Raw genomic sequence first — 12,887 nt, 5'->3', positions numbered from 1 at the left:
ACTAGGGTCGGCGGGGTGACACTCATTCACGCTCGCGGGCTGGTCAAGCGGTTCGAGGGCTTCACGGCGGTCGACGGGATCGACGTCGACGTGGAGCGCGGCGAGGCGTTCGGCTTCCTCGGCCCCAACGGGGCGGGCAAGAGCTCCACCATGCGGATGATCGGCTGCGTCTCGCCGCCGACGGGTGGCGTGCTGCGCATCCTGGACATGGATCCGCTGCGCGACGGGCCGAAGATCCGGGCGCGGCTCGGCGTGTGCCCGCAGCTCGACAACCTCGACCTCGAGCTGACCGTCCGGGAGAACCTGACGACGTATGCCCGCTTCTTCGGCATCCCGCGCAAGGTCGCCCGGCGGCGCGCCGACGAGCTGCTGGATTTCGTGCAGCTCACCGAGCGTGCCGACAGCAAGGTGGAGCCGCTGTCCGGCGGCATGAAGCGCCGGCTGACCATCGCCCGCGCGCTGGTCAACGAGCCTGAGATCGTGCTGCTGGACGAGCCCACCACGGGGCTCGACCCGCAGGCCCGGCACCTGGTCTGGGAGCGGCTGTTCCGGCTCAAGCAGCAGGGCGTGACGCTGGTGCTGACCACGCACTACATGGACGAGGCGGAGCAGCTCTGCGACCGGCTCGTGGTGATGGACGGCGGCAAGATCGTGGCGGAGGGGTCGCCGCGCGCGCTCATCGACGAGTATTCGACCCGCGAGGTGGTCGAGCTGCGCTTCAACGTCGAGTCCCAGGACGTCTTCGCGGACAAGCTGGCCGGCGTGGGCGAGCGCCTGGAGGTCCTTCCCGACCGCATCCTGCTCTACGTGGCCGACGGCGACGACGCGGTGGCCGAGGTGCAGCGCCGCGCGCTGAGCCCGGCGAGCGTGCTGGTGCGCCGCAGCAGCCTCGAGGACGTGTTCCTGCACCTCACCGGCCGGACGCTGGTGGACTGACATGACCTGGTCCGTGCTCGAATACCACCTGGTCAGCTACCGCCGCATCTGGCGCTCCAGCGTCCTGTCGTCGTTCGTGCTGCCGCTGCTGACGATGCTCGGCTTCGGTGTGGGCGTCGGGGCGTACGTGACCGGCGGCGTCCAGGGCGTGCCGTACCTGGACTGGATGGTCCCCGGCCTCATCGCCTCGACCGCCATGCAGGTGGCCATCGGCGACTCCAGCTGGCCGGTCTTCGGCGGCTTCGAGTGGCAGAAGATCTACTTCGGCCAGGCGGCCGCGCCGCTGCGCGTGGCGGACATCCTCGACGGGCACCTGCTGTTCGTCGTCTTCCGCACCCTGACCAGCTGCGCGGCGTTCCTGCTGATCGCCACGGCCTTCGGCACGATGCACTCGGCGTGGGCCCTGGCGACCCTCCCGATCGCGGCGCTGGTCGGCCTGTCGGTCGCCACCCCGACCTTCGCGTACGCGGCCGCCGTCCGCAGCGACAGCTACCTGGCCATCCTGTTCCGCCTGGGCGTCATCCCGATGTCTCTCTTCTCGGGCGTCTTCTTCCCGGTCGAGTCGCTGCCGGCGGTCTTCCGCTGGATCGCGTACGCCCTCCCGCTCTGGCACGGCGTCGACCTGAGCCGCGCGGCCACCCTCGGCGCGGCACCGTCCTGGTCGGCGGCGGGCCACGTGGTGTACCTCGCGCTGTGGGCGGGAGTGGGCTGGCTGCTGGCGCTGCGCCGGTTCCGGAAGCGGCTGGTGGTCTGACATGACACCGCATCCGCCGGCTTCCCATTCGTCCGTCCCCGTGGCACCCGTTCGCACCTGGAGGTCGCCGTGGTGACTCTCGTTCTGCCGCGGCTGGTGTCCTTCGAGGGTGCCGGCCGCCGCTCGGCCTCCGTCGTCGAGCGCAACGCGGCGTCGCTGCGCACCGCGTACTGGCTGGTGCTGATCTCGGGTTTTCTCGAGCCGGTCCTCTACCTCTTCTCCATCGGTGTGGGCGTGGGCGCGCTGGTCGGCGACCTGACGCTGCCCGACGGCCGGATCATCGGGTACGCCGCGTTCGTGGCCCCCGCGATGCTCGCCTCGTCCGCCATGACCGGCGCTCTGTCGGAGACCACCTTCAACTTCTTCGGCAAGATGAAGTTCATGAAGCTGTACGACGGGATGCTCGCCACCCCCGTACGGCCCATCGAGATAGCCCTGGGCGAGCTCGCCTGGGCCATGATCCGCGGCAACCTGTACGCGGCCGCGTTCCTCGTCGTGATGGTGCTCATGGACCTCACCACCCCGTCCCGGGCCCTGGCAGCCTTCGCGGCGGCGGTCCTCGTCGGCTTCGCCTTCGGCGGCGCGGGCATGGCGTTGTCCACGTACATGCGCAGCTGGCAGGACTTCGACCTGATCGCCTCGGCCCAGTTCGCCCTGTTCCTCTTCTCGGGCACCTTCGTCCCGGCCCAGGCGTACCCCTCGATCCTCCGCTGGCTCGTGGAAGCCACCCCGCTGTACCGCTCGGTCGACCTGATCCGGGCGATCAGCATCGGGGGAGTGGGCTGGGTGCAGGCGGTGGACGTGGTCTATCTGCTGGCGGTGTTCGGCATCGGGCTGACGATCGCGGGGAGGCGCATGGAGAAGCTCCTCTGCAAGTGACCGCACCCTTTCTCGGCCCCGGCGCCGCATCCCTCTGCCGGCACCCATCCCCGCGCGGCCGGGACCGCTCCCACCCCCTTCTCGCCCTGTTCAAGACCATCTGAGCTGGACAAGTGCTGAACGCAGCCTGGGCAGAAAGTGGTTAAAGCCCCAGGATGGCGGGCATCACCTTTCCAGGTCGCGGATCGCAGGGGGCTCGGTGTGGCGGAGCCGATGCGGGTGCGTCCGACGAGACCATGCGTAGCGCCCTGGAGGTATGTGGCGATGAAGCTTTTGGGCAAGGCCGGTGACACCTCGCACGAGGGCGGCCACGACAAGGACGCCGCCGCTGCGCGTGCCGCCGGGGAGCGGGACGCCGACCGCAAGGGGATGGACCTGGATGCGGCTGCCACGTCGCGAACGGGTGAGGACCAGGACAACGACTTGTCCGCGCCCGGCCCCGACGCCGGGCCCGACAACCCGGCCCAGCTGAAGGGCAAGGGGATCCTCGGCGCCCTGAAGCGGACGTTCAAGCAGTTCTCCCAGGACAACGTCACCGACTGGGCGGCCGCGCTCACCTACTACGGGGTGCTGTCGATCTTCCCGGGTGTGCTGGTGCTCGTGTCGGTGCTGGGCATGCTCAGCGACAACGGGCAGCAGACCGTGCAGGAGACGGTGCAGCAGGTGGCGCCCAGCGAGCAGATCCAGAACCTGGTCAACCAGGTCCTCACCCAGGTGCAGGACCCGGGCAAGGCCGGCGTCGCCGCGATCATCGGTATCGTGGCCGCGTTCTGGTCGGCTTCCGGCTACATCGGCGCCTTCATGCGGGCCTCGAACGCCATCTACGACGTGCCCGAGGGCCGGCCGGTCTGGAAGACCATCCCGATCCGCCTGGGCGTCACCGCGGTCATCGGCATCATGCTCATCATGTCCGCGGTCATCGTCGTCTTCACCGGCGGCCTGGCCGAGGCGGTCGGCAAGCAGATCGGTCTCGGCGGGGGCTTCGTCACCGCGTGGAGCATCGCCAAGTGGCCGGTCCTGATCATCCTGGTCAGCCTGATGTTCGCGATCCTGTACTGGGCGTCGCCGAACGCGAAGACCGGTGGCTTCCGCTGGGTCAGCCCGGGTGGCATCTTCGCGGTGCTCGTGTGGGTCGCCGCCTCCGCCGCGTTCGCGATCTACCTGGCGAACTTCGCCAACTACAACAAGACGTACGGCACGCTCGGTGGTGTCATCGCCTTCCTGGTCTGGCTGTGGATCTCGAACATCGCGATCATGCTCGGCGCGGAGCTGGACGCGGAGCTGGAGCGCGGGCGGGCCATCGCGGCCGGCCACTCCCCGGACGACGAGCCGTTCCTGCAGCTGCGCGACGACCGCAAGCTCAAGAAGGGCAGCGAAAAGGGTCTCAGCACGAATTGACGGACGAACCTCACCGACGGCCGCGCCTCCCCCCGGGAAGCGCGGCCGTCGCCGTTTCCACCGGGGGAGCAGGCCGACCGCCGACCGGTTCCGCCCGGCCGCAGCGAACCCGGTGCCGCTCCCGCTCCCGCTCCCGCTCCCGCTCCCGCAGCCGCAGCCGTAGCCGTGGCCGCAGCCGGCCTCAACCCCAGAGCGACCGCCGCCGCGCCCCCCCGGGCCGCATCGCATGGCGGGCCGCAACCGCCGTGCTGCACCCTCCGCAGCTGACGGCACCATGCATGTACTTTTGAATCAGATGACAAAAGTTTGCGGTGATCAACGAGAAGGTATGGACTAGCGCGCCGGAAGGGCCCTAGTGTGACGGGCGTGACACCGTACCGTTTCGGCGGTGTGAACGGCCCGGAGGTTGCCCGTGCATGTCGTCGACCCCCCTCATCTGCGCCTTCTCCGCCTGTTGCGGGACGAGGGTCCGATCTCCCGCGCCGAGCTGGGTGACCGGCTCGATCTGACGCGCCCGCGGCTGCTCGCCGAGGTCGAGCGTCTCGTGGCCGCCGGCTACATCGCCGAGGCGGGGATGGCCGCGTCGCGCGGCGGTCGCCGGTCCACGCTGGTGGAGCTGCATCCACGGCTGCGCTTCGCGGCGGTCGATCTCGGGGCCAGCTCCATCGACATCGAGGTGACGAACGGCCGGTTGGAGCCCGTCGCCGCGTACCGGGAGATCGCCGACATCCGCAGCGGGCCGAAGGCGATCCTGCACCGGGTCAACGAGCTGCTGGCCAAGGCGAGGACCGACGGCGCGTACGAGAAGCTCGATGCCGTCGGGATCGGCGTGCCCGGGCCGGTCAGCTTCCGCGACGGTGTCCCGGTGTCGCCGCCGATCATGCCGGGCTGGGACCGCTATCCGGTGCGGGAGCTGCTGGCCCGCGAGCACGGTTGCCCGGCCGTTGTGGACAACGACGTCAACATCATGGCGATCGGGGAGCGGCACGGCGGTGTCGCCCACTCGGTCGACGACTTCCTCTTCGTCAAGATCGGTACGGGTATCGGCTGCGGCATCCACCTCGCCGGCGACGTGTACCGGGGCGTGGACGGGTGTGCCGGCGACATCGGGCACATCCAGGTCGACGCGCACGGTCCGATGTGCTCGTGCGGCAACGCCGGGTGCCTGGAGGCGCTGTTCAGCGGGGCGGCGCTGTCCCGCGACGCGCTCGCCGCGGCCCGCAGCGGAGAGTCGCCCGCGCTGGCCGAACGCCTCACCGCGAACGGCGAGCTGGGCGCGCGGGACGTCGCGGACGGCGCGGCCGAGGGCGACGTGACCTGCATCCGGCTCATCCGCGACGGCGGCCGCCGGGTCGGGTCGACGCTGGCGACGCTGGTCAGCTTCGCGAACCCGTCGATGATCGTCATCGGGGGCGGGCTCGCGCAGCTGGGCCACATCCTGCTGGCCGAGATCCGCAGTGTCGTCTACCGGCGCTCGCTGCCGCTGGCGACCGGCAACCTGCCGGTGGTGCTCAGCGAGCTCGGCGCCCGGGCGGGCGTCACCGGTGCGGCCGTCCTCGCCAGCGACACGGCCTTCGAGCAGGCATCATGACGGCCCCGGACGGCACCCCGCAGCAGCCGGCCGGGAACGAGCCGGCCGCCACCGCGCCCGCCGGCGAAGCCGTGCGCAAGGGCGAGGCCGTGCTCAAGCCGGCCGGGGACGAGCCCGCCGCCGGCGAGGTCGTGCTCAAGCTGGAAGGCGTCGTCAAGACCTTCCCGGGCGTACGGGCGCTGGACGGCGTCGAGCTGGAGGTACGCGCCGGCGAGGTGCACTGCCTGCTCGGCCAGAACGGCGCCGGCAAGTCCACGCTGATCAAGGTCCTGGCCGGGGTGCACCACGCCGACGAGGGCAGCATCACCTGGCTGGGCGAGCCGTTCGCGCCGGCCACGCCGCAGGCCGCGATGCGCGCCGGCATCGCCACGATCTACCAGGAGCTCGACCTCGTCGACGACCTGTCGGTGGCCGAGAACGCGTTCCTGGGCCACGAGGAGAGCCGGGGCGGGTTCCTGCGCCGGGGCTCGACCGCCGCGCGTACCCGGGAGATCCTGGGCCGGCTCGGGCACGCGCACATCCCGCCGCGCCGCCTGGTGCGTTCGCTGCCGGCGGCGGGCAAGCAGATCGTCAGCATGGCCCGGGCGCTGTCGCACGACGCCAAGCTGATCGTCATGGACGAGCCCAGCGCCGTGCTCGCCCACGACGAGGTCGAGAACCTGTTCCGGATCATCCGGGAGCTGACGTCGCACGGCATCGCCGTCATCTACATCTCGCACCGCCTCGAGGAGATCCGCGACATCGGCGACCGGGTCACCGTCCTCAAGGACGGCCGGACGACCGCGGCGAACCTGCCGGCCCGCAGCACCCCCACCCGCGAGCTGGTCAGCCGCATGACGGGCCGCACCATCGAGTACGTCTTCCCGCAGCGCACCGGCCGGGCCACGAGCGGCGAGCCGCTGCTGGAGGTGGAGGGCCTGACCCGCGACGGCGAGTTCGTGGACGCCTCCCTGAGCGTGCGGGCCGGCGAGATCGTCGGCATCGCCGGGCTGGTCGGTTCGGGCCGGTCGGAGCTGCTGGAGACCATCTTCGGCGCGCGCCCGGCGGACGCCGGCACGGTCATCATGGCCGGCAAGCGGATCCGGTCCATCGGCGACGCCGTACGCCAGGGCATGGGGATGGCCCCCGAGGAGCGCAAGAGCCAGGCGCTGCTGCTGGACGAGCCGATCTACCGCAACATGACGCTGTCGTCCTTCTCCGGGTACGCCCGCGGCGGCTTCACCGACGCCGGCAAGGAGAAGGAAGCGGCGTTGCGTACGGCCGACCAGCTCGAGCTGCGCCCCCGCGACGTGAACCGCCCGGTACGCACCCTGTCCGGCGGCAACCAGCAGAAGGTCGTGGTCGGCCGCTGGCTGCTGGACAAGACGAAGCTGCTGCTGCTCGACGAGCCGACCCGCGGCGTGGACGTGGGCGCCCGGGCCGAGCTGTACCAGGTGATCCACGATCTCGCGGCCGGCGGCGTGGGGGTGCTGCTGGTCTCCAGCGAGGTGCCCGAGGTGCTCGGCCTGGCCGACCGGGTGCTGGTCATGCGCGAGGGACACCTGATCCACGAAGCACCCGCAGCCGAGATCGACGAAGCAACAGTCCTGGACCTCGTCATGGCGGGGTCTCTCATGGAGGGAGAGCCGGCGTGACCGATCAGAGCACCAAGCCTGGCGTGCCGGCGCAGTCGCCGCCGGTCGACCCCACGCTGCCGACCGACACCACGAAAGAGCAGCCCCGGCAGAGCTGGTGGAAGAGCGACGGCGCGGAGCCCGTACGCCGCAACCTCGGCCTGGTCGGCGTCCTCGTCGTCCTGGTGATCATCGGCATCGTCACCCGTCCCGAGCTGTACGGCAACGCGAGCTGGGTGACCGACAACGTCTGGACGATCCTGCAGCAGGCGTCCGCGATCGGCGTCGTGACCGTCGGCATGACCTTCGTGATCATCGGGGGCGGCATCGACCTCTCCGTCGGCGCCATCGTCGCGGTGGCCGGCGTCTGGTCCACCACGCTCGCCACCCAGAGCTACGGCGCGGCCGGGATGATCTTCACCGCGATCGTCGTGGGGGTCGTCGTCGGGCTCATCAACGGCCTGCTCGTCTCGTACGGAAGGCTCGTGCCCTTCATCGCGACCCTGGCGATGATGGTCGCCGCGCGCGGCCTGGCCGCGCAGATCTCCGGCAAGCAGACCCAGGTCTCGAGCAACACGACCATCAACGACATCGCCAGCACGAAGATCCTCGGCATCCCGATGCTGGTCATCATCCTGGCGCTGGTCGTCGCGGCCGGCTGGGTGCTGCTGAACCGGACCACGTTCGGGCGGCGCACGGTCGCCGTCGGCGGCAACGTCGAGGCGGCCCGGCTGGCCGGCATCAACGTGCGGGTGCACACCGTGCTGCTGTACGCGCTGTCCGGCCTGTGCTGCGGCATCGCCGCGATCATGCTGACCTCGCAGGCCACCAGCGCCCAGGCCGCGATGGCGAACCTCTACGAACTCGACGCGATCGCCGCGGCGATCATCGGTGGCACGCTGCTCAGCGGCGGCCGCGGCACCATCATCGGCGCCCTCTTCGGGGTGCTGGTCTTCTCCACCATCACCAACCTCTTCGCGATCAACAACCTCTCCACCGAGGTTCAGAACATGGTCAAGGGCGGCATCATCGTCGCCGCCGTGCTCGTCCAGCAGTTCCGCTACCGGTCGTTGACGCAACTATTCGGCCGCAAGACCGCCTGACCCAGCCCCCACACCTCACCCGGCGACCGCCCGACGGCCGCCCGGTCACCCCTGGGAGAAAACCGATGATCGATCTGTCCCGTCGCCGCATCCTCTTCGGTGGCGCCGCCCTCGGCGCCGGTGCCGTACTGACCGCTTGCACCAGCAACACGCCCAGCGAGAACACGCAGATCAACACCAACGAGAACTCCGACAACAAGAACGCCGCTCCGGGCGACAAGGTCATCATCGGGTTCTCCGCCCCGGCCGCCGACCACGGCTGGGTCGCCGCGATCACCAACAACGCGAAGGCGCAGGCGGCCGCGTACAAGGATGTGGAGTTCCGCAGCGTGGAGGCGGGCGCGGACGCCGCAGCCCAGCGCGCCGCACTGTCCACCCTGATCGCGCAGAAGCCGACCGTCATCGTGCTGCTGCCGCACGACGGCAAGGAACTCAACTCGGTGGGCCTGCAGGCGATGCGGGCCGGCATCCCGGTGGTCAACCTGGACCGGGCGTTCCCCGACCGGGGCGCGTACCGGCTGCAGATCAAGGGCGACAACTTCGGCATGGGCCTGGCCGCCGGCGCGTACATCGGCGAGCAGATGAAGGCCAAGGGGATCAGCAACCCGATCATCGGCGAGATCCCCGGCATCGACTCGCTGGAGCTGACCCAGGAGCGCACCCGCGGCTTCAACGAGGCGCTCGCCGTGTACGGCTTCAAGGTCGCCAACCGCAGGCCCGCCGAGTTCACGGCCGACACCGGTCAGCGCGCGGCCACCGAGATCCTGCAGGCGCTGCCGAAGATCGACGCGATCTGGAACCACGACGACGACCAGGGCATCGGCGTGCTCGCCGCGATGAACCAGGCGAACCGCAAGGAGTTCATCATGGTCGGCGGCGCCGGCTCGAAGCAGGCCATCGACGCGATCAAGGCCGACAACACGCCGCTCAAGGCGACCGTCACGTACAGCCCGTCGATGGCGTCCTCGGCGATCTCGCTGGCCCGCCTGATCGGGCAGGGCAAGGGCATGTCGGACCTGGTGGAGCTGCAGGTGCCCAAGGAGATCACGCTCTCCTCCGAAACGATCACCAAGGACAACGCGGATCAGTACAGCAAGCTCGGTTTCTGACGTCTCGCGACCACAAGCGAACACACGATCGGAGAGCACGATGGGGCAGCTGCGGGTCGGCATGGTCGGCTATGCGTTCATGGGCGCCGCGCACTCACAGGCCTGGCGTACCGTCAACCACGCGTTCGACCTGCCGCTGTCGGCACGGATGTCGGTGGTCTGCGGCCGTGACGAGGCCAAGGTCGCGGCCGCGGCCACCAAGCTCGGCTGGGAGTCGCACGCCACCGACTGGCGCCAGGTCGTGGCCAGCGACGACGTCGACCTGGTGGACATCTGCACGCCGGGGGACACGCACACGGAGATCGCCCTCGCGGCGCTGGCCGCCGGCAAACACGTCCTGTGCGAGAAGCCGCTGGCCAACTCGGTGGCCGAGGCCCGCGAGATGGCCCAGGCAGCGGCCGCCGCGCAGGCCAAGGGCATCCGCGCGATGTGCGGTTTCAACTACCGCCGGGTGCCGGCCGTCGCGCTGATGCGGCAGCTCGTCGCCTCCGGGCGCATCGGCACGCTGCGCCACGTCCGCGCGGTGTACCTACAGGACTGGATCGTCGACCCGCAGTTCCCCCTCGTCTGGCGGCTCCGCAAGGACGTCGCCGGCTCGGGCGCGCTGGGCGACATCGGCGCGCACATCGTCGACCTCACCCAGTACGTCACCGGCCAGCTCATCACCGGCGTCAGCGCCCTCACCGAGACCTTCGTCCGCGAACGCCCGCTCCCCGTCGAGGCGTCGGGCCTGTCGGCGGCGGGCAACGGCCACGCCGGCTCGGGCGAGGTCACCGTGGACGACGCGGCGCTGTTCCTGGCCCGCCTCGACGGGGGAGCGGTGGCCACGTACGAGGCCACCCGCTTCGCCACCGGCCGCAAGAACGGCCTCCGCGTCGAACTCAACGGCTCGCACGGCTCGGTCGCGTTCGACTTCGAGCGCATGAACGAACTCGAGTTCTACGACGCCACGGTGCCCACGGCGGAACAGGGCTTCAGCCGCATCCTGGTCACCGAGCCGGAGCACCCGTACATGGCGGCCTGGTGGCCGGCGGGCCACCTCATCGGCTACGAACACTCGTTCACCCACGAGGTCCGCGACCTCATCGCGGCGATCGCGGCCGGCGAGGACCCGGCACCGTCCTTCGCGGACGCCCTCCAGGTCCAGCTCGTCCTCGACGCGGTCGAACGCTCGGCGGCCTCCTCGGCCTGGGTCCCGGTGGAGGCGCAACTGGCCGCTGTCTGAACCACGAACCCGGCCCGCGAGGGACGGTCCGGTTGCGCCCCGGACCGCCAAGGGCCCCGGTTGTCCGGCATCGGCCGACGGGTTCCCGGTCACTGCCGATCAACCCCACTTCACAAGTACGGGCACAGCACGGCCCCGTGGCACCCGCCACGGGCCGTGCCGTCCCGGCCTCACCACGCCGCCATCCGGGCGGGGGAGGGGCACGCCGCCCCACGCCGGACCGTCCGGCACACCCCGCACCACCCGCCTCCGCGCGGCCTTGCCGCTGACGTGGCCGCCACCCCAGCCCCGCCGACCCGCGAGGCGGCATCCAGGCCCGCGCCGAGCCGCGGGCCATCATCCCGGCCTGTGCTGACCGCGGACCGTCATCCCAGCCTGCGCGGACCCGGGCCTCGCACCGACCGAGCGGCGCGCCTTCCCGACCCGTGCGCGGTCCCGCGCCCATGCGGCCCGCCTCCCCGGCCCTCGCGCGGCCCCGCGCTCCCATGCGGCCCGCCTCCCGGGCCCGTGCGGCCCGCCTCCCCGGCCCTCGCGCGGCCCCGCGCTCCCATGCGGCCCGCCTCCCGGGCCCGTGCGGCCCCGCGTCCTCGTGCGACCCGCCAGGCGCGCGCCGCAGAGCTGCGCTCGCGGTCGTGGCCGGCCGCCCACGCAGCGCGCATTTGCCGCGTGCAGCTGCATTCGGGCCATCCGCACGTGTCGCTGTCCGGTGCGTGCCCGAGTGTGCAATTGATGCACAGAAAACGCTCTCCGCGCCGGTGTGCCGACTTGCCCCGATCCGGGTTCCCGGGCTGCTCAGCGGGGGCGGCAACATCCATGACCGCCGATCCGCCCGGCGCACAGAGATCATGTTCGTACCGGTCACGGCGTCGCACGGCGAGTACGCCGCTGATCCGGCAACGCGCCGAGGCTCGTATCCGAGGGCAGACAACCCGTGAGATGGAGGCGTCATGGCACCCCGTCGGTCCGCCACGACGGCAGCGGTGACCCGCGGCCAAATGGTCCATACTGGACCCCGCACGAACCGATGCACGTGCGAATGCACCGGTGACGCCCCGCTCCAGGAGGGATTCTGATGCGTCTGCGCCACCATTCGGGCCGGGTCGTCCACCTGACCCACGGCACCGCGGTACGGCCCGCCCGGGATCTCCCGGCTGTCGTCGAGCAGCTCGACGCGTACGCCGAAGCCGTCCGGTCCCGTCTGGACGTGGACACCCTCGGGGTGAGCCTCTGGCTCCCGCCCACCCTCGCCGCCGCCCTCGCGATCGACGGGCGCTCCCGTACCCGGCTTCGTGCCGAGCTCACAGCCCGCGGGCTGGAGGTCGTCACGTTGAGCGGAGTGCCGTACGCGGAGGGCGGCGACGAGGGCTCCGAGGGCGGCCCCGACCGGAGTGACGGCGACCCCGACTGGAGCGACCCGGCGCGCCTGGAGTACACGCTCGACCTCGCCCGCATCCTCGTGGATCTCCTGCCCGACGACGCCGTACGCGGTGCCGTGACCACGATCGGCCTCGGCCGCGCCGACGACTGGGACGAGGCCAAGCAGAAGGCGTGTGCCCGCATCCTCGGCCGGCTCTCCGGCGGCCTCGCAGAGGTGGCCTGGCAGACCGGCCGCGCCGTCCGCGTCGGGTTCCGCCCCGGCCCCGGCGCCGTGCTCGACGGCTCCGCCTCGGTGGCGGCCGCCTTCACGCGCGTCGACAAGGACCGGCTCGGCGTCAGCCTCGACCTCGCCGCCCTGGCCTGCACCTGGGAGGAGCCGGGGGCGTACCTGGACCGGCTGGCCGGCGCGGGCGTGTCGGTGATTCAGGCGCAGGTCACCGCAGCCCTGCAGGCCGACGACCCGGCCGCGGCCGCCGAGGCCCTCCGCGGGTACGTGCACGGCCGGCATCACCCCGTCACCACCCCGGACGGCGGCCGCCTGGACCTCTCCGATGCGCTCCGGGACCTGCCCGCGGGGCCTTGGCGGGTGCTCACCCCCGTACCGTTGAAGGAGCAGCCGCCGGCGCCGCTCAGGGCGACCACCGAGGTCTGGCGGACGGCGGTCCGCCGGCTGATGTCCGGGGACCTGCCCGGCACCGAGCATCTCGACATCGAGGCGCAGGGCGCGACCGAGCTCGCGGACCTCGGCCTGTCCCCGCCCGCCGTCCACATCTCTTGTTGAGCGGGCCGCCCGCACCTAGAGTTTGACCTGGCACCCGCCGGCGGGCGGGCCGGCCGGGAGGCGCAGACCCGGCACGGCCGCGACGTCCCCCGGCGTGCCGCCGCCGGTCACCTCGCGCCGG

Annotated in this window: 10 protein-coding genes; all 10 read left to right on the top strand. The window is 71.4% G+C overall.

Annotated features, from left to right (window positions below; all coding sequences use genetic code 11):
• Positions 1-15 precede the first annotated feature (15 nt).
• The 10 genes from IT780_RS24200 to IT780_RS24155 all read left to right on the top strand — a co-directional run bounded on the left by IT780_RS24200 (position 16) and on the right by IT780_RS24155 (position 12,766).
• Complete coding sequence (locus IT780_RS24200) at positions 16-936, top strand: ABC transporter ATP-binding protein (protein ID WP_199513939.1); 921 nt, start codon at positions 16-18, stop codon at positions 934-936.
• 1 nt (position 937) lies between these two features.
• Complete coding sequence (locus IT780_RS24195) at positions 938-1,690, top strand: ABC transporter permease (protein ID WP_199513938.1); 753 nt, start codon at positions 938-940, stop codon at positions 1,688-1,690.
• A gap of 69 nt (positions 1,691-1,759) precedes the next feature.
• The gene (locus IT780_RS24190) at positions 1,760-2,569 is read left to right on the top strand and encodes an ABC transporter permease (protein WP_199513937.1); all 810 of its coding nucleotides are present in this window, start codon (positions 1,760-1,762) and stop codon (positions 2,567-2,569) included.
• A 264-nt stretch (positions 2,570-2,833) separates the two neighbouring features.
• Entirely contained in the window at positions 2,834-3,967 is a 1,134-nt protein-coding gene (locus IT780_RS24185) for a YihY/virulence factor BrkB family protein (RefSeq protein ID WP_199513936.1), read from the top strand.
• Between the two features lie 412 nt (positions 3,968-4,379).
• Complete coding sequence (locus IT780_RS24180) at positions 4,380-5,558, top strand: ROK family transcriptional regulator (protein ID WP_199513935.1); 1,179 nt, start codon at positions 4,380-4,382, stop codon at positions 5,556-5,558.
• Positions 5,555-7,192, top strand: a complete 1,638-nt coding sequence (locus IT780_RS24175; protein WP_199513934.1) for a sugar ABC transporter ATP-binding protein — start codon at positions 5,555-5,557, stop codon at positions 7,190-7,192. The genes IT780_RS24180 and IT780_RS24175 overlap by 4 nt, the downstream gene beginning before the upstream one ends.
• Positions 7,189-8,274, top strand: a complete 1,086-nt coding sequence (locus IT780_RS24170) for an ABC transporter permease (RefSeq protein ID WP_199513933.1) — start codon at positions 7,189-7,191, stop codon at positions 8,272-8,274. The genes IT780_RS24175 and IT780_RS24170 overlap by 4 nt, the downstream gene beginning before the upstream one ends.
• A gap of 65 nt (positions 8,275-8,339) precedes the next feature.
• A complete protein-coding gene (locus IT780_RS24165; RefSeq protein ID WP_199513932.1) occupies positions 8,340-9,383 on the top strand; it encodes a substrate-binding domain-containing protein in 1,044 nt (347 codons plus the stop codon).
• Positions 9,384-9,423: 40 nt separating this feature from the next.
• Complete coding sequence (locus IT780_RS24160) at positions 9,424-10,608, top strand: Gfo/Idh/MocA family protein (RefSeq protein WP_199513931.1); 1,185 nt, start codon at positions 9,424-9,426, stop codon at positions 10,606-10,608.
• Positions 10,609-11,680: 1,072 nt separating this feature from the next.
• Positions 11,681-12,766 (top strand): IolE/MocC family protein, encoded by a 1,086-nt coding sequence (locus IT780_RS24155; protein ID WP_199513930.1) that lies wholly within the window; start codon positions 11,681-11,683, stop codon positions 12,764-12,766.
• Positions 12,767-12,887 lie beyond the last annotated feature (121 nt).

Origin of the sequence: Nucisporomicrobium flavum (genome assembly GCF_016464385.1) — a bacterium.
Taxonomy (GTDB): Bacteria; Actinomycetota; Actinomycetes; order Mycobacteriales; family Micromonosporaceae; genus Actinoplanes; species Actinoplanes flavus_A.
This window is presented reverse-complemented; position numbering and strand designations above follow the sequence as displayed.

What these genes read in the sequence shown, in the direction of transcription:
- IT780_RS24195 (WP_199513938.1), top strand. Translation starts at nt 938, where the DNA reads ATGACCTGGTCCGTGCTCGAATACCACCTGGTCAGCTACCGCCGCATC.
- IT780_RS24185 (WP_199513936.1), top strand. Translation starts at nt 2,834, where the DNA reads ATGAAGCTTTTGGGCAAGGCCGGTGACACCTCGCACGAGGGCGGCCAC.
- IT780_RS24175 (WP_199513934.1), top strand. Translation starts at nt 5,555, where the DNA reads ATGACGGCCCCGGACGGCACCCCGCAGCAGCCGGCCGGGAACGAGCCG.
- IT780_RS24165 (WP_199513932.1), top strand. Translation starts at nt 8,340, where the DNA reads ATGATCGATCTGTCCCGTCGCCGCATCCTCTTCGGTGGCGCCGCCCTC.
- IT780_RS24160 (WP_199513931.1), top strand. Translation starts at nt 9,424, where the DNA reads ATGGGGCAGCTGCGGGTCGGCATGGTCGGCTATGCGTTCATGGGCGCC.
- IT780_RS24155 (WP_199513930.1), top strand. Translation starts at nt 11,681, where the DNA reads ATGCGTCTGCGCCACCATTCGGGCCGGGTCGTCCACCTGACCCACGGC.